This window comes from Bacillus sp. SW14, assembly GCF_047608225.1.
In the GTDB taxonomy this organism is placed as follows: Bacteria; Bacillota; Bacilli; order Bacillales; family Bacillaceae; genus Bacillus; species Bacillus subtilis_G.
In genome coordinates this window covers 792,643-818,438 of record NZ_JBLKRW010000001.1, presented here as the reverse complement: position 1 = coordinate 818,438, position 25,796 = coordinate 792,643, and the positions used below count along the sequence as shown (strand labels likewise).

The 25,796-nt window shown below is 47.4% G+C and carries 25 protein-coding genes and 1 pseudogene; 5 read left to right on the top strand and 21 right to left on the bottom strand.

Annotated elements, in window-relative coordinates:
• Positions 1-5 precede the first annotated feature (5 nt).
• From ACMX2I_RS04150 to lutR, 3 genes are all read right to left on the bottom strand, one after another.
• Positions 6-1,271: a sugar ABC transporter substrate-binding protein gene (locus ACMX2I_RS04150; RefSeq protein ID WP_414956261.1), complete on the bottom strand. Its 1,266-nt coding sequence runs from the start codon at positions 1,269-1,271 to the stop codon at positions 6-8.
• A gap of 139 nt (positions 1,272-1,410) precedes the next feature.
• Positions 1,411-2,403 carry a galactan degradation operon transcriptional regulator GanR gene (ganR, locus tag ACMX2I_RS04145; protein ID WP_414956260.1) on the bottom strand — a complete coding sequence of 331 codons (993 nt, stop codon included), beginning with the start codon at positions 2,401-2,403 and terminating at the stop codon, positions 1,411-1,413.
• Positions 2,404-2,567: 164 nt separating this feature from the next.
• Positions 2,568-3,290 carry an L-lactate utilization/bacilysin biosynthesis transcriptional regulator LutR gene (gene lutR, locus ACMX2I_RS04140; protein ID WP_394715126.1) on the bottom strand — a complete coding sequence of 241 codons (723 nt, stop codon included), beginning with the start codon at positions 3,288-3,290 and terminating at the stop codon, positions 2,568-2,570.
• Positions 3,291-3,520: 230 nt separating this feature from the next.
• Between lutR and lutP the strand changes: the two genes are divergently transcribed.
• Positions 3,521-5,218 (top strand): L-lactate permease LutP, encoded by a 1,698-nt coding sequence (gene lutP / locus ACMX2I_RS04135; RefSeq protein WP_414956259.1) that lies wholly within the window; start codon positions 3,521-3,523, stop codon positions 5,216-5,218.
• A gap of 74 nt (positions 5,219-5,292) precedes the next feature.
• On the opposite strand, the gene ACMX2I_RS04130 is transcribed toward lutP, so the two are convergent.
• From ACMX2I_RS04130 to rpoN, 3 genes are all read right to left on the bottom strand, one after another.
• Positions 5,293-5,667: a hypothetical protein gene (locus ACMX2I_RS04130; protein WP_367387034.1), complete on the bottom strand. Its 375-nt coding sequence runs from the start codon at positions 5,665-5,667 to the stop codon at positions 5,293-5,295.
• Between the two features lie 5 nt (positions 5,668-5,672).
• A complete protein-coding gene (locus ACMX2I_RS04125; protein ID WP_087993534.1) occupies positions 5,673-5,876 on the bottom strand; it encodes a helix-turn-helix transcriptional regulator in 204 nt (67 codons plus the stop codon).
• Positions 5,877-5,997: 121 nt separating this feature from the next.
• On the bottom strand, positions 5,998-7,308 hold the full coding sequence (gene rpoN, locus ACMX2I_RS04120) for an RNA polymerase factor sigma-54 (RefSeq protein ID WP_414956258.1): 1,311 nt from the start codon (positions 7,306-7,308) through the stop codon (positions 5,998-6,000).
• Positions 7,309-7,386: 78 nt separating this feature from the next.
• Here rpoN and yvfG point away from each other — a divergent pair, with 78 nt between their 5' ends.
• Positions 7,387-7,605, top strand: coding sequence for a protein YvfG (yvfG, locus tag ACMX2I_RS04115; protein WP_105953948.1), 219 nt, complete (start codon positions 7,387-7,389; stop codon positions 7,603-7,605).
• 9 nt (positions 7,606-7,614) lie between these two features.
• Here yvfG and ACMX2I_RS04110 read toward each other — a convergent pair whose 3' ends face one another.
• From ACMX2I_RS04110 to ACMX2I_RS04040, 15 genes and pseudogenes are all read right to left on the bottom strand, one after another.
• On the bottom strand, positions 7,615-8,583 hold the full coding sequence (locus tag ACMX2I_RS04110; protein WP_414956257.1) for a polysaccharide pyruvyl transferase family protein: 969 nt from the start codon (positions 8,581-8,583) through the stop codon (positions 7,615-7,617).
• Positions 8,562-9,728, bottom strand: a complete 1,167-nt coding sequence (locus ACMX2I_RS04105) for a DegT/DnrJ/EryC1/StrS family aminotransferase (RefSeq protein WP_414956256.1) — start codon at positions 9,726-9,728, stop codon at positions 8,562-8,564. The genes ACMX2I_RS04110 and ACMX2I_RS04105 overlap by 22 nt, the downstream gene beginning before the upstream one ends.
• Positions 9,729-9,744: 16 nt before the next feature.
• Entirely contained in the window at positions 9,745-10,383 is a 639-nt protein-coding gene (locus ACMX2I_RS04100; protein ID WP_414956255.1) for an acetyltransferase, read from the bottom strand.
• Entirely contained in the window at positions 10,380-10,988 is a 609-nt protein-coding gene (locus ACMX2I_RS04095) for a sugar transferase (protein WP_414956254.1), read from the bottom strand. The genes ACMX2I_RS04100 and ACMX2I_RS04095 overlap by 4 nt, the downstream gene beginning before the upstream one ends.
• On the bottom strand, positions 10,985-12,502 hold the full coding sequence (locus tag ACMX2I_RS04090; protein ID WP_414956253.1) for an MATE family efflux transporter: 1,518 nt from the start codon (positions 12,500-12,502) through the stop codon (positions 10,985-10,987). The genes ACMX2I_RS04095 and ACMX2I_RS04090 overlap by 4 nt, the downstream gene beginning before the upstream one ends.
• The gene (locus tag ACMX2I_RS04085) at positions 12,499-13,533 is read right to left on the bottom strand and encodes a glycosyltransferase (protein WP_414956252.1); all 1,035 of its coding nucleotides are present in this window, start codon (positions 13,531-13,533) and stop codon (positions 12,499-12,501) included. Before ACMX2I_RS04085 ends, ACMX2I_RS04090 begins: the two co-directional genes overlap by 4 nt.
• Positions 13,530-14,606: a polysaccharide pyruvyl transferase family protein gene (locus ACMX2I_RS04080; protein ID WP_414956251.1), complete on the bottom strand. Its 1,077-nt coding sequence runs from the start codon at positions 14,604-14,606 to the stop codon at positions 13,530-13,532. Before ACMX2I_RS04080 ends, ACMX2I_RS04085 begins: the two co-directional genes overlap by 4 nt.
• A gap of 4 nt (positions 14,607-14,610) precedes the next feature.
• Positions 14,611-15,645, bottom strand: coding sequence for a glycosyltransferase family 2 protein (locus ACMX2I_RS04075; RefSeq protein WP_414956250.1), 1,035 nt, complete (start codon positions 15,643-15,645; stop codon positions 14,611-14,613).
• Positions 15,646-15,669: 24 nt separating this feature from the next.
• Positions 15,670-16,773, bottom strand: coding sequence for a biofilm exopolysaccharide biosynthesis protein EpsG (gene epsG, locus ACMX2I_RS04070; RefSeq protein ID WP_289348268.1), 1,104 nt, complete (start codon positions 16,771-16,773; stop codon positions 15,670-15,672).
• Positions 16,770-17,919 (bottom strand): annotated as a pseudogene (locus tag ACMX2I_RS04065) (glycosyltransferase family 1 protein). The gene epsG and the pseudogene ACMX2I_RS04065 overlap by 4 nt, the downstream one beginning before the upstream one ends.
• Positions 17,912-18,748: a glycosyltransferase EpsE gene (gene epsE, locus ACMX2I_RS04060; protein ID WP_087993515.1), complete on the bottom strand. Its 837-nt coding sequence runs from the start codon at positions 18,746-18,748 to the stop codon at positions 17,912-17,914. The pseudogene ACMX2I_RS04065 and the gene epsE overlap by 8 nt, the downstream one beginning before the upstream one ends.
• Positions 18,745-19,890 carry a glycosyltransferase family 4 protein gene (locus tag ACMX2I_RS04055; protein WP_414956249.1) on the bottom strand — a complete coding sequence of 382 codons (1,146 nt, stop codon included), beginning with the start codon at positions 19,888-19,890 and terminating at the stop codon, positions 18,745-18,747. The genes epsE and ACMX2I_RS04055 overlap by 4 nt, the downstream gene beginning before the upstream one ends.
• 11 nt (positions 19,891-19,901) lie before the next feature.
• On the bottom strand, positions 19,902-21,722 hold the full coding sequence (locus tag ACMX2I_RS04050) for a polysaccharide biosynthesis protein (RefSeq protein WP_414956248.1): 1,821 nt from the start codon (positions 21,720-21,722) through the stop codon (positions 19,902-19,904).
• Between the two features lie 234 nt (positions 21,723-21,956).
• Complete coding sequence (gene epsB / locus ACMX2I_RS04045; RefSeq protein ID WP_087993517.1) at positions 21,957-22,640, bottom strand: protein tyrosine kinase EpsB; 684 nt, start codon at positions 22,638-22,640, stop codon at positions 21,957-21,959.
• 5 nt (positions 22,641-22,645) lie between these two features.
• Positions 22,646-23,350, bottom strand: a complete 705-nt coding sequence (locus tag ACMX2I_RS04040) for a YveK family protein (protein WP_414956247.1) — start codon at positions 23,348-23,350, stop codon at positions 22,646-22,648.
• 233 nt (positions 23,351-23,583) lie between these two features.
• Between ACMX2I_RS04040 and slrR the strand changes: the two genes are divergently transcribed.
• The 3 genes from slrR (at position 23,584) to ACMX2I_RS04025 (ending at position 25,780) form a co-directional block, all read left to right on the top strand.
• Positions 23,584-24,042 carry an HTH-type transcriptional regulator SlrR gene (gene slrR, locus ACMX2I_RS04035; protein ID WP_087993518.1) on the top strand — a complete coding sequence of 153 codons (459 nt, stop codon included), beginning with the start codon at positions 23,584-23,586 and terminating at the stop codon, positions 24,040-24,042.
• Positions 24,043-24,116: 74 nt separating this feature from the next.
• Positions 24,117-25,586, top strand: coding sequence for a carboxylesterase/lipase family protein (locus tag ACMX2I_RS04030; protein ID WP_414956246.1), 1,470 nt, complete (start codon positions 24,117-24,119; stop codon positions 25,584-25,586).
• A gap of 2 nt (positions 25,587-25,588) precedes the next feature.
• A complete protein-coding gene (locus ACMX2I_RS04025; RefSeq protein WP_414956245.1) occupies positions 25,589-25,780 on the top strand; it encodes a hypothetical protein in 192 nt (63 codons plus the stop codon).
• The last annotated feature ends 16 nt before the right edge of the window (positions 25,781-25,796 follow it).

The following is a 25,796-nucleotide window of genomic DNA, read 5'->3' as shown; positions in this document are numbered from 1 at the left end:
TCTCTTTATTTTCCGCTGTGCTTTGCCTTGATTTGTCCTTTAGCCGTTTCAGCCGCTTGATCCAATGCTTGTTTCGGATCTGCTTTTCCTGTTGCAATCGTCTGTAATGCTGAATCAGCCGGCGTCCATATTTCATTCATTTCCGGAATATTTGGTGTCAGCTCTGCGAAGCGGGTTTGTTCCGTAACAGCCCGTGCCGCCTCGCTTTTCATAATAGCCGGATCATTGGCTAAGGATTTCACAGCAGGAACTTCTTTGGTTTTTTCATAGCGTGTTTTAGCATTTTTTTCGTTTGCAAGAAAAACGGCTAATTCCTGCGCTAGCTCCGCATTCTTTGAAAACGCACTGACATTGTAGCTTTTGACACCGATAAAGGAGCTCATGTTTTTCCCCTTTTCCAGTTCCGGCAGTTTCGTTATGCCATAATTGATTCCTGCTTTCGAAAAGGCATCTACATTCCATGGGCCCGAGATAATCGCTGCGGCTTTTCCTTCTGTGAACAGTGATTCCAGCACGTTTATCCCTTGTTCTCCAATAATGCCTGCCGGGAATAAACCATCCTTGTAAAACTTTTGAATCTGCGCCGCACCTTTGAGAGCGCCTTCATTATTGATCCCGATGTCTGACGGGTTATAGCTGCCGTCTTTGTCCTTTCCGAAAATATATCCGCCGTAACCGCTCATCACACTTTCCGCGTAATAAATTTGATCAAATAACGCTAAAAAGCCAAATTTGCTGCCGTCAGCAGTCTTTTTGGAATAGTCGTACCACTCCCCCAGCGTTTGCGGCAACTCCTTCTCTGAAATAAGATCTTTGTTGTAAAAAAGCACTGTCGTTTCGACCGCTTTAGGCAGCCCATAAAGCTTTTGATCTACCATTTGAGATTGGATGGCAGTGTCAGTGTAAAGCGATTGCACGTCCTTTTCAACATGTAATTCCTTGAGTAATCCCTCCATGACAGCCGTTCCGATTTGGTCACCGGGCATGGTTAACACGTCAGGACCCGTGCCGGCCGGTCCGTCCATTCGCAAATCTTCAATCTGCTTGGCATACGGTTTTTCAACGACTTTGACCTTCACATCATGCTCTTTTTCAAACGCGGCAACGGCACCTTTAATGCCGATGCTCTTTTCTTTATCCTCCCACACGACAAGCTTTGCTCCTTTTGAGCTTGGTTTGGTGCTGCCGCTTTCCTTTGGGCCGCAGGCCGCCAAGGATAAACTGACAGCCGCACAGAGCAAGAGTGCGGAACACTTTTTCGCCATTTTCATTGTTTGTCACCCTTTCGCTAGTAATGAAAGCGCTTTAAAAAATAATATAGCACGGCTGAGAAAATATGTAAACAAAATATTTACTTATATCAGTAAATTTATTTACCAATAAAAAATAGCTTAGTGTCCTAAGCCATTCTTAATTCATACTCTTTCTGACGATTAATTCCGCGCCCACATATAATGTTTTTACCGTTCTTCTCTTGTCCTGCACTTGTTCAAGCAGCATTTCAACAGCATTTTTGCATAATTCATGTATATCAATATGAAACGTTGTCAGAGGGGGTGAGACATACTTTGCAAAGCTGATGTTGTTGATGCTCACAATGCTTACCCTGTTCGGTATGGCAATTCCTTTTTCGTTCAGGGCTTGCAGACAGCCAACTGCAATCGGGTCCGCCGCGATCAAAAAAGCCGTTGGAAGCTGATCGCCTAATGTGTCGATCGCTGTTGTCATCAGGCGATAGCCGTTTTCTACAGAGAACCCGCGCTGACAGAAAATATAGCGCTCGTCCAGCAAGCCTTTTTCCCTCATATAAGATCTAAAGGTTTGTTCACGGATGTCCATTTCATCCTGATTGGTGTTCGGATTTTTGTATGTGCCGCCGATAAAACCGATGCTCTTATGCCCTTTCCCGCTCAGGATATTTACCGTCTTCCTTGTCATTTGAGCTAAATCGGGCCTTACCGAGTCAAAATGATCGGGATCAGGAGTTGAATCGATAAACACGCCGTTTTCAGTGAGATTTCTGAGAAAAGCCAGCTCTTCATCAGAAAATGTTCCAACGGCAATAAACCCTTCTGTATGTGCAGGAATGCTTTCGATTCCATCCGATATTTTATAAGTGGTCATGTCGACATTGAATGCTCTCGCCAGTTTCTCTACTTCTAATCTCATCGTTTTAAAATAGACATCTTCTAATTCTTCTTTATCTGTCAGCCAATATAAAAACGCAATATGTTTCACTAGCGGCCTTACTGTTTTCTTGCGGTAATTGAGTTTTTCCGCGGCTTCATAGATTTTCTCCCGTGTCTCATCAGGAACAGAAAGGCTTTCATCGTTATTTAAAACGCGGGAAACAGTTGAAATCGAAAATCCCGCTTCCTGCGCGATATCTTTAATTGTCGCCATTGCATCTGCCTCCATTATTCAGCTCGTATTCGTTTTAGTAAAATATTTTACTTTGTTTTTCACAAATGTCAAGTGCTGCTGCAAGCACAAAAAGACTGAACCTTTTGTGGCTCAGTCTCGGTTGTTCATTCGGCACCGGCAGAATTGCCCGGGAAATGAGTTAGTTATTGCACATTTTCCTCGAAATATCCCGAAAGCACATCTTCCACATTCGTTAAATGCGCCAGCATAGAAGCCTCCGCCTGCGCTCCATCCTGTGCAGCCACGGCATTGTAAATCCGTTCATGCTCCTCATAAAGCCGCTGAACTGAGGTCTTCTTGGAAAACAGCCAGATTTTCCGTGTTTCTCTCATCGTTTCCAGCAGCAATGATGAAACGTGGTTCATCAGATGTTTGAGAAGATCGTTTTGGGAAGCGTCAGCCAGCGCCAGATGAAACGCGAAGTCTGCTTTCTCTCCAAGCTCTCCGTCGGCTTCAATGCTGCCCATTTCCTTTAACGCGGCATGAATTCTTTCGAGATCCTCTTCTGTTCTTTTTTCAGCAGCTAATGAAGCCACGCCGATTTCAAGCAGTTTTCTGACCTCGAGCAGCTGCTTGACGTCCTCTTTTTTCATAAGAAGGGCGGCTGAGAGCGGCTGAGAAATTTGATTGAGCTCAAATTCCTTTAGGTATGTGCCTTCTCCCTGTTTCATTTCGACAAGCCCCATCGCTTTTAGCGCGGAAAGTGCTTCGCGAACCGCTGAACGGCTGACTTGAAAGCTTTCGGAAAGGGCTTGAACGGAGTCCAGTTTATCTCCCGGCTTCAATTCGCCGTTTTTGATCATGTCTAATAGTGCGTCCGCCACTTCTTCATATATTTTCTTTGTTTTAATCTGTTTGTATTTCAATGCAATTCACCCCGTAACTTGTAGGTCTGGCTGTTTACGATCTATTATACTCTGTTTTTGGGGGAGCCAAAAGATTTTGACAATTTTGTCAAAAAGTCTTGTACTTTGATTTTTTTCAAAATATAATGCTAGGTAACTGGTCTTATTACCCAGTCATCAGATGATCATATCACCATCTATAGAAAACGCTTACACACAACGCCAGTTTATGTTTCTAGGAGGGGTTTGGGATGCAATGGACACAGGCATATACGCCTATAGGGGGAAATTTGCTTTTATCAGCGCTTGCGGCACTTGTACCGATTATTTTCTTTTTTTGGGCACTCGCGATTAAACGGATGAAGGGGTATACAGCGGGCTTGTCCACATTGGGGATCGCACTTTTCATCGCTGTATTGGTTTATCGGATGCCGGCGGAAAAAGCGCTGATGTCCGCGACACAAGGAGCCGTATACGGGATTTTGCCGATCGGCTGGATCATTGTGACGTCTGTTTTTTTGTATAAAATCACTGTGAAAACGGGACAATTTGATATCATTCGCAGTTCTGTCCTCTCGATTACGGATGACCGCCGGCTTCAGGCGCTCCTGATCGCTTTCTCATTCGGGGCTTTTTTAGAAGGAGCGGCGGGCTTCGGAGCGCCGGTCGCCATTTCAGCCGCGCTGCTGGTCGGCCTCGGCTTTAACCCTCTTTATGCGGCGGGAATCTGTTTGATCGCCAATACGGCGCCGGTCGCCTTTGGCGCGATTGGGATTCCGATTACAGCCGTAGAAGGGCCTACAGGAATTCCGGCGATGGAGATTTCGCAAATGGTCGGGCGGCAGCTGCCGTTTTTATCCGTATTTATTCCTCTTTATTTACTCATCATCATGAGCGGGTTCAGGAAAGCCTTTGAGGTCTGGCCGGCCATTCTCGTTTCCGGTGTTTCCTTTGCTGTCGTTCAATATCTTAGCTCCAATTTTTTAGGGCCTGAGCTGCCGGATGTTTTGTCAGCGCTTGTTTCGATGGCAGCGCTTGCTGTGTTTTTGAAATGGTGGAAACCGAAAACAACATTCCGGTTTGCCGGTGAACAGGAATCGGCCGCCGCGATTGAAACGGCGAAAACGAGTCAGGCAGCGCCTGCATACAGCGGGGGACAGATTTTTAAGGCCTGGTCGCCATTTTTGCTGCTGACGGTGATGATTTCTGTATGGGGCATTCCCTCTGTCAAATCCGCGCTGACCGGGCATTATGAAGGCGCTTCTGTTTTCTTGAAGTGGCTGAATGGTATTGGAGAAAAACTGACTTTCGCCCCTGGTGTGCCTTTTTTGAACAATCAAATTGTCAATGCTGACGGTACGCCGATTGAAGCGGTTTACAAGCTTGAGGTGCTTGGTTCGGCCGGCACAGCGATATTGATTGCGGCCGTGCTGTCAAAGTTCATCACGGCGATTGCGTGGAAAGACTGGGGAGCTGTTTTTAAAGAAACGATCCAAGAGTTGAAGTTTCCGATTTTGACCATCGCTTCTGTTGTTGGTTTTGCCTATGTCACCAACTCTTCGGGGATGAGCACGACCCTCGGGATGACACTTGCGCTGACAGGTTCGATGTTCACCTTCTTTTCGCCTGTTCTCGGCTGGCTCGGCGTCTTCATTACCGGCTCGGATACGTCTGCCAACCTGCTGTTCGGCAACCTGCAGAAAGTCACCGCGTTATCAGTCGGCATGGACCCTGTTCTGTCTGTCGCCGCCAATTCATCAGGCGGTGTCACAGGAAAAATGATCTCGCCGCAGTCGATCGCGGTCGCGTGCGCCGCGGTAGGGCTCGCCGGGAAAGAGTCGGATCTTTTCCGCTTTACGATTAAGCACAGCTTGTTTTTACTGCTGCTCGTTTGTATCATCACTTTTTTACAGCATCACGTGTTCAGTTGGATGATTCCAGCAGGATGATGCAGTATGAACAGTCAAGATTATCAAGAAATAAAAACAAAACTGGCAGATTGATGTTCTGCCAGTTTTATTTCTTAATATTTTTTTGATAATATCACCCACGAAGTGAAGGTTGTAATGATTGTTAAGGATATTAAAATCCTCATGATTTCAACTGCCGATAACGCCACTGCGCTGAACTGAATACTGAACAAGATTATTACGCAATAAATCAATACAGAATAAAGTGCGTACTGCATTCCTTTTTGCTTAATCAAGTTTGCTCTTTCATCTTTTTCTTTGAAATGCGGATAAATATAGCCCGCAGCAAAACTTAAATAAGACAGTGCTCCCCACATTAATAATTCAGTAATGGAAACAGAATGAGTCACAATTTGAAAAAAAGCTTTCATCAGTAAAATCATTGTGAATAAAGCGCCAATGATGAAGTAAACTTTTCGTAATGCCATGATTTTCACCTCTCGTTCTCATCTTCATAAAACATGTTTTCGACAGTTGTATGAAACGTTTTCGCGATTGCTAATGCCAGCGGCAAAGAAGGATTATATTTTCCTTTCTCAATTGATATAACCGTTTGTCTGCTAACGTTTAGCAGCTCAGCTAATGTATCTTGGGAATATCCATATTTCTTTCTGTATTCTATTAACCTATTTTTCAAAGGGATTACCTCTTTTTCCATTAATTGTACAATAAATTCATTATAACGTAAAGCTTGCTTTACAATTTGTGAATGTAGCACCGCAATTACGCAATAAAAATCCTCCCTTTTCGGGAGGATTTTATTTATACCGTTTTCTCGCTGCCGATGACGGAATGCTCATTTGATCGCGGTACTTTGCCACGGTGCGTCTGGAAATTTGAATGCTGTGCTGTTCATATAGCAAATCGGCTATCTTTTGATCTGAGAGCGGTTTTGTTTTGTCCTCTTGATTGATCAGGTCTTCAAGATGTGTTTTGACTGCATAGTTAGACGCATCTCCATCTCCTGATGCCTCGGCTTTTGCTGAGAAAAAGAGTTTCATCTCAAATAGTCCGTACGGCGTTTGTAGCGTTTTTCCTTTGATTGCCCGGCTTACAGTTGATTCATGAAGGCTTAGGCAGTCCGCTACCTCTCTGAGAGTCAGCGGCTTCATTGCGGTTCTCCCTTTCAGAAAGAACTCCCTTTGCCGTGTGATCAGTTCATTGACAATTCTCGTGATCGTCTGTTTTCGCTGCCGCAGCGCGCGGCTCAGCCAGCGCCATTCCTGATATTTCGCAGATAAGTAAGAGGCGGTATCCTGACAGGAGCCCGACGATAAAAGCGGTCTGTACTGCGAATGCAGTTCTATTTCCGGAAACGAGCGAGTATTCAGCTCCGCTGCGATGTGCCCGTTTTTCACAGAGATAAAAATGTCAGGCTCGATATACATATCTTGCTCTGGCTGGGCAAACAGAAGCCCTGGTCTCGGATGAAGAGCCGCGATGTCATCAGAGATATCTTGAATGGTATGAAGCGGAATCCCGGTCTCCTTTGAAAGCGCTTTCCAGTTTTTTTGCGCAAAAGCATCAAAATGAGCTGAAACAAGCATTTCCGCTTGCTCATTTCTGTCCGGCAGCCGCTGTAATTGAAGAAGGATACATTCCTGCAGAGATCTTGCGCCGATTCCAGCTGGCTCTAACGACTGGAGTTTTGTCAAAACAGCTTCCGCTTCCTTGGCCGAAACAGATAGGCGCCGGGCTGCCTCCTCCACCTCTTCTTCCAAGTACCCGTTCGAATCAAGCGAATGAATCAGATAATTGAAAATCTTTTTTTCGGAGTTTGTCAGATTCATATCGAGTGACTGCTGTTTTAACACATCCTGCAATGTTTTTTGCGGATCACTTAATTGAAGGCCGGCTTCCTGTGGATTCATCCTGTTTTTATTTGTTTTATGGTAAGATAGTGGCGGTGTGTCTGTTTCCTTTCGTTCAATAAGAGGGTTTTCCAGTGAGAGCTCATCAATGTATTCGGCGAGTTCTGCCGAATGATAGCCAAGCAGCGTGATGGCCTGCCTGAGCTCCTGTGTCAGTTGAGGCTTTAATACTTGTACTTGCTGAAGTTTCATATCCATCTTGCTCACTCCCCTTTCTTCATTGTACATGATTGAGATCACACCGTATACATTTATGAAAAAGGAGCTGCCAAAAGAATGTCTGAACTTTTTTCCGTCCCTTATTTTATTGAGAATTTAAAACAGCATATTGAAATGAATCCGTCTGAGGATAAAATCCATGCGATGAACAGCTACTACCGTTCCGTCGTCTCAACGCTTGTTCAGGACCAGCTGACGAAAAACGCGGTTGTCTTGAAACGGATTCAGCATTTAGATGAAGCGTACAATAAAGTCAAACGGGGAGAATCAAAATAAACCTTCCGCTCACATGTGAGCAGGAAGGTTTTCCTTCTTTGAGGCGTTCTGGATGAGTCGGGTGTTCGGTACTTCTTCCATCCAGGTGTGATAGTAATTGGCGTTTTTCCCATAGGAATTATCAATAACCGTGTTTTCTTTTTGAAGAAGAGATGACAAGATGTGGCCGTGCAGCCTTGACGTTTCCACCGATTCGTAACGGCTGAAAAACCGAATCGCTTTTTTGACGATATAATCCGAGTATTTTTCCCATATATACGCGATAGGCAGAAGATTGCCCGCTTTTTTGTTCAGGACGTTCAGCGTTTGCAGAAAAGCGATTGTCCGGCGGTCTGAAGCTGACAGCACCGTACGCCAGTCGTAGCTTTCCGCTTTTGCGTGTTCCTGAAGCTCCTTATTCGCTTCGTGATCTGTTCTGATAAATCTCAGCTTTTGATTGAACGGCTGCTGCGTGGGAACGACGGGAAACAGCTGATGAGCCATATCAGGCAGAAGCTTAATGTGATTGCTTGTAAAATAAGCCTGCGCCGTAGCATAGGAGGCTTTTTCCCTTGTGATGATATGGAGATTCGCATGTGCAGAAAATATCTCCGCCGTCCGTTTAAGATTGTCTTCGTTTTGAAAATAAATCGATTGCGGCAGGATCACGATTTTATGGTTCGGATAGGTTTGGACGATTTTCTCTCTAAAGCCTTGGTAATACGGATACAAATCCCCGAAGTTGCCGCCTCCCTGGCAGACGATGATGAGATTCGGGTCCAGCTTTCGACCGACTGGAAAGTTGTCGGGATTCCAGCGTTTTCTGACCTGAATCCCATGTTCTTTAAAGAAAGCTTCTGTTCCCTTCATAATAAATAAATCCCCTACATTTCCGTATAGAGGATAATCGGCATAGATGATCTCGGATTGTTTCGGAATGACGTCGAGCAGCCCGGACAGTTTCTGTTTCAGGCTGATCATCGAATGCTTGCTGTCCATTTCTTCACCTCGCCAGTTTGGAATAAGTGTACGAGTACATCAATAACCCGGTCTTGCTCTTCTTCCGTCAGATTTGACCCTGATGGGAGACAGATTCCCCGCTTGAAAAGATCTTCGCATATGCTTCCTGTATCTTCATGAGCATAAAATAAAGACGGCTCAAACAGCGGCTGGGTATGGAGCGGCTTCCACAGCGGGCGCGCTTCAATGTTCTCTTCCGCAAGACGCTGAACCGCGTCATATGGGCTCAGCCCGTTATCAAGTGTAAGTGTGGTGAGCCAGCGATTGGATACACCTGCTGCATGTTCCGGCATAAAGCGGACTCCGTTTATGTGACCGAGTGCATTCTTGTATCTCGTGAAAATGGCCCTTCTTTTCTCCACCCGTTCATCCAGCACCTCAAGCTGGGCAATGCCGACGCCGGCCAAGATATTGCTCAGCCTGTAATTGTGGCCGATTTCGCTGTGCTGATAATGTACAGCCGGCTCACGTGCCTGTGAAGCGAGAAATCTTGCTTTCTCAATGGCGGCTTCATTGTCTGAAACGAGCATCCCGCCGCCTGATGTGGTGATGATTTTGTTCCCGTTAAATGAAAAAATGCCGAAGCGCCCGAATGTCCCGCTTTGCTTCCCTTTATAGACTGTGCCGAGAGATTCGGCTGCGTCCTCAATGACAGGCACTCCATATGCATCACACAGGCTTACGATGTCATCCATTTTCGCGCTTTGCCCATATAGATTGACGGCAATAACCGCTTTAGGCAGCTTTCCGTTTCTTTTCGCTTCCTCCAGCGCTCTTTCTAGGGCTTGCGGCGACATATTCCACGTATCAGGCTCGGAATCAATAAAGACGGGCACCGCTTTTTCATATAAAATCGGATTGGCGGTCGCCACAAATGTGAAGGACTGGCAAAACACGCTGTCTCCTTCTTTTATCTCAAGCAAACGCAGCGCCAGATGAATCGCCGCTGTTCCTGAGCTGACCGCCGCTGCCCCTTTTACGCCGACACGTTCAGCCAATTGCTCTTCAAATGAATTCACGAGAGGCCCAAGCGGCGCAATCCAATTTGAGCGAAAGGCTTCTGAAATATAGTGCTGCTCTCTGCCGCTCATGTGAGGGGGAGATAAATAGATTCTTTTATGCATATAATCATCCTTTGTTTTATGTTTGAATGGGAGAAATAATGCGCGCCGGGGCACCGGCCGCCGTTACCCTGTCCGGTATGGAACGGATCACCGCCGAGCCGGCGCCGACAACGCTCCAAGATCCGATTGTGAGCTGCGGTATGACATTTGCGCCGGTTCCGATGTGAGCGCCTTCCTGAACGGCAACCGATCCTGACAGCGTGACACGCGGGGAAAGATGAACATAATCGCTGAGTTGATTGTCGTGCTCTGCCACTGCGCCCGTATTGATGATGCAGTGGGCGCCGATCCGCGCATCCGCCTGAATGATCGCGCCCGCCATAATGACCGTCCCTTCCCCGATGACAGCGGACTTGCTGACGATGGCTGACGGGTGAATCAATGTAATTAAATCTTCTTTTTTCAGTCCCAGCCGCTCCGCCAGGTGTTTTCTGACACTGTTGTTTCCAATGGCGATCAGAAACAACACGTCGGGAACCAGCCTGCACACGTCAGAAATGGCTTCCGGCGGGCCTGTGTACCACTCTTTTCCGGCTTCAAATGTTCGGAATTTATCATCCAGCACCGCGGCTAAGCGCGTATCTGACCGGGCGTTTATCAGCTCTCTAATCACCTTTCCGTGCCCGCCGTCACCCACAATGGCAACGTTTCTCATGAGGACACATCTCCGTTTCCTGTAAACCGTTCCGCGGTCACATGATTGGTTTGCTGAACCCCTTCTGAAACAAGCACCTTTCGCACCGTCAAACATAAAATTTTCAAATCGAGAAAAAATGACCGGTTGTCAACGTACCACACATCTAATTCAAATTTCTTTTCCCAGGAAATCGCGTTCCGGCCGTTGATTTGCGCCCACCCTGTGATGCCCGGCTTCACCTCATGGCGCCGGGCCTGCTTTTCTGTATAAAGAGGCAGATAGTCCATCAAAAGCGGGCGCGGGCCGACAAGGCTCAAGTCGCCTTTTAGGACATTCAGCAGCTGCGGAAGCTCATCAATGCTCAGCTTTCTGATCAGCCTGCCCGTTTTCGTCAGCCGAACTTCATCAGGCAGCAGATTTCCTTCACTGTCCCTTTGATCCGTCATTGTTCGGAACTTATAAAGGGTGAACGGCTTGCCGTTCAGGCCCGGCCTTACTTGCTTAAAGAAGACAGGTGATCCTATTTTCAGCCTGACAACGGCGATGGTGAATAGAATGATGACACTTGTACAGCACAATAAAAAAATGGCGGCCGTCAGATCAAAAAGTCGTTTCAGGATCAAAGATTCACAGCCCCTTTCGTTTTTCGAAATCGTTTCAGTACCAACTGTCTTTCCTCTTTCGTACAAACGAGCGCAAACGCGAAAATGGCGTAGCAGCAGCTGACTGTTATTCCCGTCGCAATCAATGATGTCCAGTCGTCAATCTTCACAGCGAACCTGATTGCCTCACAGACCGCCCAGGCAAACACAGCCGCTGAAAGAGGCCCGATTATGCCTTTAAAAAACACGTGCTTTTTGTAGCCGGTCATGCGGGATACGTAAAGCGGCGTAAAAATGGCGTTTTTCAAAATAAGGGAAATCGCTCCGGCCAACGTAATGCCGTACAGACCGAGATGAGCTGGCCCGCTCAGTGTGGCGGCCAGCACTACATTTAACACACCTAACAGCAGGGTAATGATCGCCGGGGTTTTTTGTTTATTAAAGGCGGTCCAGATATAAAACAGCGGCATAAAGGCGAGACTGACCACCAAGTATCCGGCATGAATATATAAAATCGGTGCGATAGACGAAAAGGACGGTCCGAGCCAGATCGTCAGAAAAGGCCCCGCCAGCCCGCCCAATAAGGCAGCAGGAAGCGCAAGCAGAAGACCGTTCAGCCTCACTGCCTTGTTGGCGTAATTCACCAATCCGTCCATATCGCCTTTTGAATAATACGACGTCATGAGAGGCGCAAACAGAGATGCGACCGTTCCAGCCAAGCTGCGCAGCAGCAGCGGAAACTGGATAATCGCCGCGTATTTCCCGGCTTCAGACGCTCCCAGCACCAAATTGGCGGTTAATAGATCAATCTGCAAAAAAAGCAGGACGCCGATTTGATTGACGGAGCTCCATGTGCCCGCCTGAAACAGCTCTTTGCTTATGCGGAATGAAAGATCCTTCACCCGAAACGTAAACCACGGAATCAGCTTTTTGAAGAAATAGAAAGACAGCACAGCCGCGATGACAGCACCAGCTAAAGCGGCAAGCTGGATCTGCCAGATTTTCGGTGTGAAGCATGCAAACAAGAGCAGCACAGACAGCACGCGTACAAGCATTTGCACCGCCTGAATGGAGCTTGAGATGTAAAGGCGGTTGGCATAAAATGGGGCAGCGCCGAAACCCGCCATCAGAAACGTTAAAATAAACAGTACACTACCGATCAAAATCGACAAACGCACATCAGCCAAAATCGCCTGCGGCACGTTCATGACCCGGTCAATATAGAAAGCTGAACCCGCAAGAGGCAGCAAAAGAAGCAATGATATCAGAACAGAAGCCGCCAAATAATTGCTGATATACGCATTTGCTTTATCCCGCTCCCCCCGGTGTGCGGCGACAGAAAAAAAACGCACGACAACCGAGCTGAGCGCGACGGTGATGATCGAAAAGTAATTAATCACGTTTTGGGTCAAATGAACAAAACCGAACGCTTCCACACCAAGCGTTTTGACAATAAAAGGCGTCATCCAGACCGACAAGAAAACGGACAAGAGAAAAGCCGTGAGATTTGCGCTGAAGTTGATCGTGAATTTCATGCCTGCTTCGCACTGCCTTTCATCGTTCCCCGCTGCTCGAAAAACAGCTTGATGAGAAAAATGAGCCGCAATTTGCACAGTCCTAATACCAAACGCTCGCCTCTTAATAATTTCTCATGCTGAAACGGTGTATGTCTGACGGCCTGCCGCACCATCTCATAGGATAAAATGTGTTTGATCTGCTTTTTAATGTCTTTCGGCGAATTTGGAGAAGCACAGGCGTTTGCCAGAAGCATCGGAAGCTGGTGCTTGCAAATGTACACATTCAAATCTTCTTTGCATGCGCCTGCTATACCGTAATGATTGTAGAATGCGATTTTCGCCTGATATTGCTTTTGAATATGTTCATCCATCGCCGGCTTATAAGGGACTTCTGTCAGGCTGTTCGGGTTTTCGCGATAGACGTACAAGCCTTCATCCAGCATTTTCACCCGCTCCGCTTCGCAAAAAGCGGACAAATTGAAGGGAGAGTCTTCAGCAAAACGGATGTCTTCATCAAACATCAGATGGGCTCTCTCCAAAAGCTCACGGCGATAAACATAACGCCATACATACCAGATAAATCTCGTTTCGTGAGCATATTTGAGCCATTCAGCCATTTCAGATTTTGTCAGCACGCGGTTTGTGTCAAGCTGCGGCGGCACATAAGTCCGCCTGTCCGCTGACTGCTTGTAAAAACCGCATCCAGCGATGTCGAGCCGGTGCTGTTCCGCTTCTTCAATCAACCTTTGGAACATGGCGGAAGATACATAATCGTCACCGTCCACAAAGCCGATGTACGTCCCCCGGGCGGCCTTTATTCCCGTATTACGCGCTGAACTCAACCCGCCGTTTTTCTGATGAACGACCCGGATTCTCGCATCCCGTTTTGCATAATCCTCTGCAATCTCGCCAGAACGATCCGGCGATCCGTCATTCACAAGGATGACTTCCATATCAGAAAGCGTTTGGCGAAGCAGTGAGTCAATGCACTCTTCTATAAATGGTTCAACGTTATACATCGGGACAATAATGCTGACGAGCGGGGTCATTGCGCCTCACCGCTGATTTTGTCACGCAGCCCTTTAAAATACACGTCTCTCGGAAAGCCGGAACGGATTGTTTCTTTTGTTAACAGCTCTTTTACTGCGACTGTCACGCGCTCCGGGTCCGGATGTTCAATCAGCTTCATGTATGGGATGTCTTTGAGCCATTGATAGCCTTCCATCACCTTATGGTCAAAGGAGCGGATGACGACACACGGCGTTCCTGTCAGCGCGCAAAAAATCATGCCATGAAGCCTGTCAGTGACAACAGCTTCTGCACTTTGCAGCTTAGACCACAGCGCTTCAAGCTCCCGCTCCCGGGAATCGCGGCTGACCCGGCGCCCGATCGTTGTCGTAAAGGCTTTAATATCGCCGAATTCTTCAAATAGCGCAGCCTTCACATTGTTTCTCTCATCTTCTTGAAGCACGCTTTCCTGATCCTCGCGCAAACACATATAAACCCCTTCGCGCTCTGCGGGGGTCTTGCTTCTGTCTAAGTACAGCACCATGTCCGGCTGCTTCAAAATCATTTTTTCTTGAAAATGCTGTTTCATAAATTGATACGTTGTTTCATCCCTGGCCATCAGCAATAAGCCGGGATGCGCATTATAAATTTTTTGCGCCCGTTTCAGCTCTTTGCGTCCCTTTTTCGTGTCAGAAAAATGAGCCGTTGCGGGAAGCTGGACAACTGGATAGTCGTGAAATGTTTTAATGATGAAGCGGCGCGTCCACTCCTCGTAACGGTATAAGTCCCCCATGTTTCCGCCTCCGATGATAAAGACCATGTCCGCCGGATGGCGCGAGCGGAGCAGCGCTTTTGCTGATTTATAAATGTCCTTCATATCGACCTCGACGATGTTAAAATCGGGGTATTCCTGCTCAAGAAATGCCTTGCTGGCATAAGCAATCGCGTGATCCCCCAAATTGTCATGGGACGGCAGCAGGGTCAGTATGATTTTTTTCTGATGTGTTGCGGCCTTGACCGGCTGATCGGCCGCACCCAGCCAATATTGGGACGGGTATTTGACCTTAAGCAGCAGCCATTCTGCAAGATTGATTTTCAACGATTGTAACGACATGTCCTCACCCTCTGTTTCTCATTTTGTACTCGATTACCCGCTGATACACGGCCGACGCCATAGCGACGAACGGGATCATTCTGTATTTCGCCATCAGAAGCAGGCATGACCGTTTTGCGTCAAAAGGCGCGGTACCCGTTTTTGAGAGGCTCTCTTGAAATATGGGATCCCCGCAAATCACGCCGACATTTCTAAACTTGTCAAACAGCCTGCGGCTGCCGCTTGTTTTCCATTCATTCAGCATACAGATGCTGCTGTGAAGCACGATAAAGGTATCAAGCTCCTTACCGTACTCCTCCAGTTTGTTGTTCTCCTGTAAAAACGCCGCATTCGCCTCATACAGCGCAAGCCCCGATTCAAACAGTTTTTTCTGATAGCGCTGCACGATGGATGATAGGTGAATGCGGTAATGATAGAGCGGCGCCTTGACATAGGATACTGTACGGGCGAAAAAATGAGCCCTGAAGCTGAAAAACTGATCCTCGACATGCTCCAGCTCGCCTCGAAGCGGAAACGACAGCCGATGTGCTTTAATCATGCTTCTTCTGTACAGTTTGTTCCACGAAAACCCTCTGACCTTCCCTTCGAATAACGCCTTAATATAGTTCTCTTTCGGCTGATCCTGGTAGGTTTCCGCAATGTCAGAGATCATCGTTTTTCCAGTGTCCTCAAACTCCGCGGCGTAGTTGCAAATGACCAGATCAGTTTCATCGCCCGCTGCTTGGAGCATTCGCTCGCAATAATCGGGCTCGATCCAATCGTCTGAATCGATAAACGCGATAAATTCGCCGCGTGCCGCCTCTACGCCTTTATTTCGAACCGCACCGAGGCCTTGGTTTTCCTGATGAATCACCCTGAACCTGTGATCCTTTTTGGCGTATTCCTCCGCGATATTCGGGCTGGCGTCTGCCGAACCGTCATTGACGATGATGATTTCAATATTGTCCACCGTCTGGTTCCGCAGCGATTCGAGGCACGTTTTGATATATGTTTCTGTATTATAAACAGCGACTAGCAGACTAACCGCAGGTATTTCCATAATGACCGGCTCCTCTTGCATAAATTACCGGGAAAAAATCGTTCTGTAAGGCAGAACGGACGAATCAACCGGCATAAGCAAATAACTATAAAGAAAATAACAAACAACGATCGCGATATAGATAAGGGCATTCGATTTTTCATCAAATATCCTGACGAAATAAGGGACTAGGATCAATTGATACAGGCCGAAATAAATATTGAATCTGGCAAAGATCACGTCTTTTGTGGCCAAAAGCCCGAATAAAAAACCGAGCAGGCACAGATTGACGACGATGTCGATTTGCGGCCACAGCTTCCGCAGACGCGCCCTGTAGCAAAAGGCGAGAAACAGCGGCAGAACCAAGACAGCGATTTTGATCACATTCATTCCATTTGTGTTCGTCATAAGCCATTTTTCATAATGACTGTATGAGCTGTTTTCAAGCACAACAACAAACACAGAAATGAATTTTTGATATAAAAACGTCATGCCGAGAAATAAAGCGGATAGCCCGAATATCGCCGGTGACCAAGCTTTTCTTCTGACAATAAAATATACGGGAATCATAATCAGCGCCGAGGAATGAAAGAGCGAGCTGATCAGCACGATCAGAAAATATCGCTTCCAGTTCCCGCTAATGATGTAACGAATCGCCCAAAACAAACCGGCTGCCACCATGTATTGCCTGATGCCGTTAAAAGACGCGTAATAATGAAAGGTTCCTAAAAATAAAAAGACACTCAGCTCAAACGGCCTTCCGTAATCAGCAAGTGTCTTCATAACCAAACTGTAGGTCACGGCCGCAACTGTTATATACATGATTTGCGGATCTGCCGTGATGACATTCATCAGCCAAAGGAGTGCGGTAAAGCCCGGATCCGTCGCCATTTTAGCTGTGCCGAAACCGAATATCTGCCACACATTTTGATAATCGCCCGCCAATTCATACAGCAGCGTGTACGTCTGAAAATCCGTGCCGACTCTGTAACGGAGACCCGACACAAGCACAAGTGACGCTAGCGGAATCCAGATTAACAGCTTATTCGGCCGATATCCCGTAGCGAGCGAATCGTCACGGCCGCCGCACATTTTGGCAAACCAAGACCAAATATATACAATTCCCATATTGACGGCATATACAATCATCGTTTATTGTCCTTTTCCGCTGCTAATGTTATATACATTCAGCAGCGCTCCTACATTTTGCTGTGCATCGTAGCCAAGTTCGGCGAGTGTTTCTTTGATAAGCTCCCGCTTCGGCCTGCCTGCGGCGGCCGCCCTTGCAATGGTTTCAGCCCAGATGCCGATCGGCTCAGAAAGATTCAATCTTGTCACAAGTCCTAGACCGACATCGACTTTTTCTGTGATGGTGTCTGAAATGATGCATGGAAGCCCCGATGCCTGCGCTTCCACCAGCACAACCGGCAAGCCTTCATACAGAGACGGCATGACAAACACATCAAATGTGCGCATCAATTCATGAATGTTGTCTTCAGTGCCTAAAAAGAGGACATCTGAAAGCAAGTTCTGCCGCCGCGCCTCCTCTTCCATTTTCTCGCGCAGCGGCCCGTCTCCTGCGAGCACGAGATGAAAGCGAACCCCGCGGTCTTTAAGGTGTGCGGCAAGCTTCAGCAGAAACGCATGGTTTTTCACTTCATGAAACCGGGCCACATGGCCAATAATGAGACGGTCAACTGCAATGCCGCGTGCTGTTTTTTCTTCATCATCCCACTGTACATTTGGGGCGAACAAATCAAGATCAATCCCGTTTGGAAGGAGATGAACACGCTCCATGTTGGACGGTCCGAATAAAAACTTGCCCGCATCCTCTCCGCAGGCACACAGTGCTGTCGCGTTCGCCAAAATCAGCCGCCTGAACACCATCAGCTGCAGGCGATCCTTCCAATTGAAGCCGGTCTTCCACGACGTATTATGGGAATGACATACCCTGACCGGCACTCCGGCTAGCCTTGCCGCAAGGGCGATAAAGCCCGTTTGGAAATCCGTGTGCGCATGAACGGCGCTGAACGGCCCGTTTTCTGTTATCGTATGTCTTACATTCCTCACAAATGTAAGAGGATTGCTTTGCCCGATGCTCGGGACATAAAAAAGCCGCCCGCCTAAAGATAAAATTTCTTCATCAAAAGCGCACGGATCATTTCGATACGTTAAAAAATCAAATTGTACTTTGCTTCTGTCCATTTTCCGATATAAATTCATCACCATGGTCTCCGCGCCGCCCCTGTTCATGCCGCTGAGAACATGGAGCACGCGTTTTTGGCTGCTATTCATGTTTGACAAGCCCTTCCTTTTGGTTCATCACTCTTTTTTTGTGGTAGCGATTCATCACGGCTGGAGGCATAAGCGCGCGGATTAACGGTTTTGCGATATATAGGTAATCAGATAATGGAAGCTTCAAGCGTCTGCATGCCTGATAGACAAGGATGGCATTGTCAATGGAATACGTAAATGACCGCCGTTTGAAAGCATCGCTGTCTTCCCTTACTTTATACAAGGCTTCCTGGAGGTTGTAGCCCCTGAAGCCCTCTTCAAAAAAGCGAAGCCATAAATCAATATCCTCCATCCGTCTCGTCCGCCGCACCGAACGGTAGCCTTTCAGCGTGCGGTAGGCGCTCGCTCTCATCATAATCGTTCCGTGGCAAAACGGGGTCCCTTTTGCCATGATGCCCGGCTCCGGAACAGAAGGCAGGATGCGTGTGCCCCTTACGCCACATTCATCAAATACAAGCATGCCGGTGCCAACCACCTGATAGTGGCGGTGCTTTTCTAAAAATGCGACCTGCTTTTCCAGACGGCGCGGAAACGAAAGATCGTCTCCGTCCTGGCGGGCGATATACTCGCCTGTGGCATTTGAAAGACAATGATTTAATGAAGCGGCAAGCCGCTTGTTTGTTTTGTTTTGAATCACCTTGATGCGGTCGCTGTAATGAGCGGCATACTGCTTCGCGATGCGGAGCGTGCCGTCTGTTGACGCATCATCGCACATAATCAGCTCCCAATTTTTATAAGATTGGCTGAGTATGGATTCAATACTTTCCGCCAAAGTGCGTTCACAATTATAAATGCCCATAATGACAGAAACTTTCGGTCCTGAGTTCATACGCTTTTCTCCTTTGTATCCATATCCATGTACGCGGAATAAATATCTGCCATTTCTTCTACCGTGCGCGCCTCCGAAAAGCGCAAGGCTGTTTTTCGGCCTTCCTGCCCCAAATTTATGCAGAGTTCCGGTTTACGGTAAAGCTGTTCGATCCGACGGGCAAACGCGGCACTATCACCGACTTTGATCAGAAAACCGTTTTCTCCGTCCCGGATGATTTCCCGGTGCCCGCGGTTATCCGTGGCAATCGCCGGTTTTTCCGCGGCCATCCCCTCAAGAACGTTCATGCCGAGGCCTTCTCTCATGCTGGATGCGACAGATACATCTGCAAGCTGAATCAGCTCGTGAATGTCCCGGCAAAAGCCGTAAAAGCGGACATTGCCGGAAGCGCCAAGCTTTTCAGCTAACGTTCGATACGTTTGTTCCATCGCCCCTTCTCCGGCAAAAACAAGGCGAAGCGACGGTATTTTTTCTTTCAGCAAGGCCGCGGCTTCAATTAACAGCTTCTGATTTTTGTTGAAATTAAGCTCAGCCGGATAAACCAATATAAAATCGTCTTCGCTGAATCCGTGTTTTTCTCTGAGGTTTTGCTTCTCTTGCAGGCTGACAGGCCGAAACCGCTCTGTATTCACCCCGATGCCGTGAATTTTCCGCGTCATGCCGCCCGGCCTTTGAAGTCCTTTCGCCCGTATGTAATCCTCTTCATTGATCGTAATCAGGCAGTCCGTATAGGCCGAGAGCCATTTCTCAACCGGATAGTAAAGAAGCCAATTTTTGACCGGCGCTCCGCTGCAGAAGTGAAATCCGTGCGCGGTGTACAGCACCTTTGTTCCATGCCGCCTCGCTTGCCTCGCCGCTAGTCTGGCAAGCACGCCGCCAACCGGCGTATGGCAATGGACAATGTCGTATTGATTGGTGTCAATCACTTCCTTCAGCTGTCTGTAAACGGCCAGATTCTGAGGATGAAAGGGTGACCTGCGAATCGCAATGGAGAATTTCTCGTCCACATACGGCAGTTTGGTTTGTCCGCTCGCCGCGACATGAACCTCCCAGCCCATTCGTTTAAACCATTTAAAGTAAGGAAGATGAAAGGCCTTAAAATGATAATCAACAGTCGCACAAAACAAGATCTTTTTCGTCATCTTCACTCCCCCTATTGAACACTGGCAGCCGTCATTTTGTCTGATGTATCAATCGCCGCAAACAGCCTCGCTCTCAGATCGTCTTCCGGCATCTCATGAAAATCCTCGATAAAGCGCATCAGCACTGGCCAATCGCCGTCAACCGCTTTGCCGATATGAATTTTCGGAAAGATTTGTTCAGCGTGTACTTCATTTTGGTTCAGCAATTCCTCATACATTTTTTCACCGGGACGAATGCCTGTGAATTCGATTGGAATCTGCTCAGTCGTATAGCCGGACAGATGAATGAGATTTTTGGCAAGGTCCACAATCTTTACGGGCTCTCCCATGTCGAGAACGAAAATCTGGCGCCCTTTCGCAAGTGCCCCGGCCTGAATGACAAGCCTTGAGGCCTCGGGAATCGTCATGAAATAGCGGGTCATCGCCGGGTGTGTGACCGTCACCGGTCCGCCTTTTTCAATCTGCTTTTTAAAAATCGGAATGACGCTGCCGCGGCTCCCGAGTACATTGCCGAAGCGGACAGCGACAAATTTGGTTCTGCTCATTTTTCCAAGGTTCATAATAATCATCTCGGCGAATCGTTTTGTCGCCCCCATTATATTGGCCGGGTTCACCGCTTTGTCCGATGAAATCAGCACAAATGTCTCTGTCCCCGACATATCGGCTGCTTCCGCGACATTTTTTGTTCCGATGATGTTGTTTTTGACAGCCTCTTCGGGATTGTGCTCCATTAAAGGAACATGTTTATGGGCAGCTGCATGGTAGACCACGTGCGGCTCGTACTTTTTCATCAAGGTAAACATTTTATCGCGATCCTGCACATCCGCAATTTCCGTATGGAACACAATGTGTTTGCCGAATCGCCCGTTCAGCTCTGTATAAATCGAATGAATGCTGTTTTCTCCATGTCCGAGCAGAATGATTTCTTTAGGCTGAAACGCGCTGATCTGCCGGCAGATTTCCGAGCCGATTGATCCGCCCGCTCCCGTGACGAGAACTGTTTTTCCTTTGATGCGGTTCGAAATTTCGCTTGTGTCGAGGGTTACCGGCTTTCTGCCAAGTAAATCCTCAGCTTTTACATCTCTGATTTGCCCGGCAGTTCGTGTGCCGAGCAGCATTTCATCAAAGTGAGGCATAATTTTGATGTTGACTCCAGTCCGCACACATTCTTTATATAAAACCTGAAGCTCATGGGTGTGGAGTGAAGGAATCGCAATAATAATATAGTTAATTTTGAGCTTTTGCACCGCAGGCATGATACTTTCTTTTCCGCCGATCACGGGCAGCCCCATCATTTCTAATTTATGTTTTGTCTGGTCATCATCAATAAAAGCGACAGGCGTGATGTCAGGATCATCTTTTGAAAGCAGCTGCCTGACCATCAGAGTCCCTCCTGAGCCCGCCCCGATAATCAGCGCGCGGGCAGAGGCGCTGCGGTTTTTTCTGATGCTTTCTTTTAACACTCTCGACAAAACACGGGTTCCTCCGATGGACAAAAGCTGCAACACCCAGCACGCGATTAACAGACGGAAGAACATCGTATGATATACAGCATACTGAATGAAGCCGGTCACAGCGGCCGAAAGCGTGATGCCCTTAAGCAGGACGATCAGCTCGCCGATTCCGGTGTATGTCCACACCTGTTTATACTGATGGAACAGAAAAGCACATACATGATAGCTGAGGAGCAAGCTGACAGCGGTAAGCAATAATGCTCCGGAGTCATAAAATTGATAGGAATCTTTTAAAAATTGATATCCTGCAATAACTGAATTTAAAACGAGATAAGTGTCCAGCGCAATAATCATTGACAGTCTTCTCCGGTAACTCAACCTTTTCCCCCCTAATTCTTTTATCGGTTTAGCTGCGGCGGCTTTCGTCCTCCAAAACATCGGCAGCAGCTAAACCGACAACACGTCCTATGTATATATCAAATAAGCGGGCATTTAACCCATCCTCACGCCCCGCCAGTGACGACCAGCATCTAAGGCAGCAACACCGCTGCCCACAGCAGAGCCGAGTGCCTCCATTGATACAGGTCAGGAGACATCACCTTTACCATCTATTTAGTAGGAATAGTGTTCCGATTTTTTCATTTTCTTTTTGTTTAAAAGAGCGCCTAACAGCTTGGCGTTGGATTGTTCCAGTGCATCCTTCGCTTTTAGGATGGTATCGGTTTTTGTTTTTCCGCTTAAAACGACGAGCACGCTGCCGTCTGTCTGGTTTGCTAAAATCTGAGCATCCGCAACAGCCAAAAGCGGAGGAGAATCAAAGATGACAAGGCTGTATTGTTTATAGATCTCAGATATTAAATCTCCCATCGCTTTTGAAGACAGCAGTTCAGCCGGATTCGGCGGGGTCGGTCCGCTTGTCAGCACATATAAGTTATCGATCGGCGTCTTTTGCACCGTCTCACTGAGTGAAGCATTACCGACCAGAACATTTGTCAGCCCGGTTACATTCCCAACCTGAAACGTCTGATTGATGGTCGGCTTTCTTAAATCGGCATCCACCAGCAGCACTTTCTTTTCCTGCTGCTGCGCAAAGACAGCCGCAAGATTCGCCGCACTGAACGATTTACCTTCTCCAGGCACAGAGGAGGTGACGAGGATAGACCGCAAGTTGGTCTGAACGGATGAAAACTCAATGTTTGTCCGAATGGTGCGATATTGTTCCGCAACAATTGATTTATTGTGTAAAACGGATATTTGAGCCAAACCACGCCTTGCTTTCTTTTTTCTAAAGATCACTCGCTTCACTCCCCGAAGTGTTTTATCCCGCGATTCCGCCCTTTTTGGACATCAGGGACGGAGCCTAAGCATGGCAATCCGGTTCTCTCGCTGAGCTGCCGTGCGCTTTTGCACGTATCATCGAGAAAATGCAGAAAAAATGCCAGTGTAATGCCGCCCATGACAGCAGCGCCAAAAGCCATGACCATATTTCGCAGCCGGGCCGGCTTTATCATTGGGCTTTCAGAAGCCTTTGCCTCTGATAAAATATGTACGCCTTGTATGTTCAATCTTTTATCTACTTCTTTTTCAAACTTGTTCACTAACGTGTTCGCAATCTCAGCCGCTTCCGCCGGATCGTGGTCCCGGACGGCAACGGTGATAATTTCTGATTCATTTTCACTGCTGGTTATCACTTTTCCTTTCAGCGAGGAAGCCGATTCAGAAAGATGCAATTCCTCCTTGACCTCTTCCATCAAGGCCGTGCTTTTCATGATCGCTTGGAATGTGCTGCTGTACTGAAGATTTCGCTGGATGTCACTGAGATTCGAGTTTTTTTCACCGTCTGATTCATGAATCAGCACTTGCGTCGACGCCTGATAGGTCGGTGAAACGACCTTAAATTGCATAAAACCCGTCATAAGGGTGACGCCGATTGTGATGAGCAGGATCAGCACGAATCTGTGTCTGACAATCGCATATAATTCTTTAAAACTCATATTCTCATTCATGTATTCATAGCCTTCGGCTGGCTTCCCGCGCCCCTTTCTGTTAATGATTGGATTATAAAAGAAAAAGATATTATTTAAAAATTGCAAAATAAGCCAATAAGTTCTCTTTAGAGAACAAATTCATGATTTTCCTCTTATTTACTGCACTTCCCTTATTATTTTAAATTTTATAAAGAACGAATAATTCCTTATAATGAACGAAATAACGACAGGAATAGAGGAGAATTTTAATTATGATTGGAAGAATTATCCGTTTGTACCGCAAAAGAAAAGGCTATTCTATAAATCAGCTGGCCGTTGAGTCAGGTGTATCTAAATCCTATTTAAGCAAGATTGAAAGAGGCGTTCATACGAATCCGTCCGTTCAATTTTTAAAGAAAATTTCCGTCACGCTGGAGGTGGAATTAACAGAATTGTTCGACGCAGAAACGATGATGTACGAGAAAATCAGCGGCGGTGAAGAAGAATGGCGCGTGCATCTTGTGCAAGCCGTACAAGCCGGAATGGAAAAGGAAGAGCTGTTCACTTTTACGAACATACTAAAGAAAGAACAGCCTGAAACCGCTTCCTACCGAAATCGTAAACTGACGGAATCCAATATAGAGGAATGGAAAACGCTGATGGAGGAAGCAAGAGAAATCGGCTTGACCGTGCAGGAAGTCAAATCCTTTTTCAAAACGATGGGAAGATGAATATCGGCTAAGGGCTGACGTTCGCACGATCAGGGTAAATCTGTTTATAATGGGGTAAAAAGGGAGAGAGAGCGATGTCACATACAACAGTAACAACTTCCTACGGGAAAGTAAAAGGCACAACAGAAAACGGCGTACATATATGGAGAGGCATCCCCTATGCCAAGCCGCCTGTCGGACAGTTGCGTTTTAAAGCACCGGAGCCCCCGGAAGCGTGGAAGGACGAATTGGACACAACAGCGTACGGCCCGATTTGCCCGCAGCCGCCGGATTTAATGTCACTTTCGTATACTGAGCCTCCCCGCCAGTCTGAGGATTGTCTGTATCTCAATGTATTCGCGCCTGACACCCAGAATCAAAACCTGCCTGTCATGGTGTGGATTCACGGCGGCGCTTTTTATCTCGGAGCGGGCAGTGAGCCATTATACGATGGATCAAGCCTTGCGGCGCAGGGAGACGTCATTGTCGTTACATTGAATTACCGGCTGGGACCGTTTGGATTTTTACATTTGTCTTCGTTTGATGAGGCGTATTCCGATAACCTCGGGCTTTTGGACCAAGCCGCCGCGCTGAAATGGGTACGAGACAATATCTCAGCGTTTGGCGGTGATCCGGAGAACGTAACGGTATTTGGAGAATCCGCAGGCGGCATGAGCATTGCCGCGCTGCTCGCTATGCCTGCGGCAAAAGGCCTGTTCCAGAAAGCGATTATGGAAAGCGGCGCTTCCCGAACGATGACGAAAGAGAAAGCGGCAAGCACCGCGGCAGCCTTTTTACAGGTCCTTGGGATTGATGAGAGTCAATTGGACAGATTGCATACGCTATCGGCGGAAGATTTGCTTAAAGCGGCCGATCAGCTTCGGAAAGCAGAAAATGAAAATATCTTTCAGCTGTTCTTCCAGCCCGCCCTTGATCCGAAAACGCTGCCTGCTGAACCAGAAAAAGCGATCGCAGAAGGTGCTGCGGCCGGCATTCCACTGTTAATCGGAACAAATCGCGATGAAGGATATTTATTTTTCACCCCGGATTCAGATGTTCATTCTCAGGAAACGCTTGATGCCGCGCTCGAGTACTTATTAGGACAGCCGCTGGCGGAGAAAGCCGCCGATCTGTATCCGCGTTCGCTTGAAAGCCAAATCCATATGATGACAGATTTATTATTTTGGCGCCCGGCCGTCGCCTATGCCGCCGCCCAGTCCCATTTCGCGCCTGTCTGGATGTACCGATTCGACTGGCACTCGAATAAGCCGCCGTACAATAAAGCGTTTCACGCATTAGAGCTTCCTTTTGTTTTCGGAAATCTGGGCGGCTTAGAACAAATGGCAAAAGCGGAGATTACGGATGAGGTGAAACAACTTTCTCACACCATACTATCAGCATGGATCACGTTCGCCAAAACAGGAAACCCAAGCACTGAGGATGTAAAATGGCCGGCGTATCATGAAGAAACAAGAAAGACGCTGATTTTAGATTCAGAGATTACGATTGAAAACGATCCTGAATCTGATAAAAGGCAAAAACTATTCCTTCCAAAAGGAGAATAAACATGGGGAAAACAGGGTACATTGGTGCTGTCATCGTTGTGGCAGCTTGCATCATCATTTTGTCGGCAGTCGTATTATTGCGGGGCACAGCCTATTACGATCCCATCCGCTGGACTGGAATCATACTGTTTTTTACGGGAATTGTGATGGTTCCAGCATACGCAGCAAAAAGAAAACCCGGAAAAGAGAAGTAATTTCTCTCTTTCCCGG

What these genes read in the sequence shown, in the direction of transcription:
- ACMX2I_RS04150 (WP_414956261.1), bottom strand. Translation starts at nt 1,271, where the DNA reads ATGAAAATGGCGAAAAAGTGTTCCGCACTCTTGCTCTGTGCGGCTGTC.
- ganR (WP_414956260.1), bottom strand. Translation starts at nt 2,403, where the DNA reads ATGGCGACAATTAAAGATATCGCGCAGGAAGCGGGATTTTCGATTTCA.
- lutP (WP_414956259.1), top strand. Translation starts at nt 3,521, where the DNA reads ATGCAATGGACACAGGCATATACGCCTATAGGGGGAAATTTGCTTTTA.
- ACMX2I_RS04130 (WP_367387034.1), bottom strand. Translation starts at nt 5,667, where the DNA reads ATGGCATTACGAAAAGTTTACTTCATCATTGGCGCTTTATTCACAATG.
- rpoN (WP_414956258.1), bottom strand. Translation starts at nt 7,308, where the DNA reads ATGGATATGAAACTTCAGCAAGTACAAGTATTAAAGCCTCAACTGACA.
- yvfG (WP_105953948.1), top strand. Translation starts at nt 7,387, where the DNA reads ATGTCTGAACTTTTTTCCGTCCCTTATTTTATTGAGAATTTAAAACAG.
- ACMX2I_RS04110 (WP_414956257.1), bottom strand. Translation starts at nt 8,583, where the DNA reads ATGGACAGCAAGCATTCGATGATCAGCCTGAAACAGAAACTGTCCGGG.
- ACMX2I_RS04105 (WP_414956256.1), bottom strand. Translation starts at nt 9,728, where the DNA reads ATGCATAAAAGAATCTATTTATCTCCCCCTCACATGAGCGGCAGAGAG.
- ACMX2I_RS04100 (WP_414956255.1), bottom strand. Translation starts at nt 10,383, where the DNA reads ATGAGAAACGTTGCCATTGTGGGTGACGGCGGGCACGGAAAGGTGATT.
- ACMX2I_RS04090 (WP_414956253.1), bottom strand. Translation starts at nt 12,502, where the DNA reads ATGAAATTCACGATCAACTTCAGCGCAAATCTCACGGCTTTTCTCTTG.
- ACMX2I_RS04085 (WP_414956252.1), bottom strand. Translation starts at nt 13,533, where the DNA reads ATGACCCCGCTCGTCAGCATTATTGTCCCGATGTATAACGTTGAACCA.
- ACMX2I_RS04080 (WP_414956251.1), bottom strand. Translation starts at nt 14,606, where the DNA reads ATGTCGTTACAATCGTTGAAAATCAATCTTGCAGAATGGCTGCTGCTT.
- ACMX2I_RS04075 (WP_414956250.1), bottom strand. Translation starts at nt 15,645, where the DNA reads ATGGAAATACCTGCGGTTAGTCTGCTAGTCGCTGTTTATAATACAGAA.
- epsG (WP_289348268.1), bottom strand. Translation starts at nt 16,773, where the DNA reads ATGATTGTATATGCCGTCAATATGGGAATTGTATATATTTGGTCTTGG.
- epsE (WP_087993515.1), bottom strand. Translation starts at nt 18,748, where the DNA reads ATGAACTCAGGACCGAAAGTTTCTGTCATTATGGGCATTTATAATTGT.
- ACMX2I_RS04055 (WP_414956249.1), bottom strand. Translation starts at nt 19,890, where the DNA reads ATGACGAAAAAGATCTTGTTTTGTGCGACTGTTGATTATCATTTTAAG.
- ACMX2I_RS04040 (WP_414956247.1), bottom strand. Translation starts at nt 23,350, where the DNA reads ATGAATGAGAATATGAGTTTTAAAGAATTATATGCGATTGTCAGACAC.
- slrR (WP_087993518.1), top strand. Translation starts at nt 23,584, where the DNA reads ATGATTGGAAGAATTATCCGTTTGTACCGCAAAAGAAAAGGCTATTCT.
- ACMX2I_RS04030 (WP_414956246.1), top strand. Translation starts at nt 24,117, where the DNA reads ATGTCACATACAACAGTAACAACTTCCTACGGGAAAGTAAAAGGCACA.
- ACMX2I_RS04025 (WP_414956245.1), top strand. Translation starts at nt 25,589, where the DNA reads ATGGGGAAAACAGGGTACATTGGTGCTGTCATCGTTGTGGCAGCTTGC.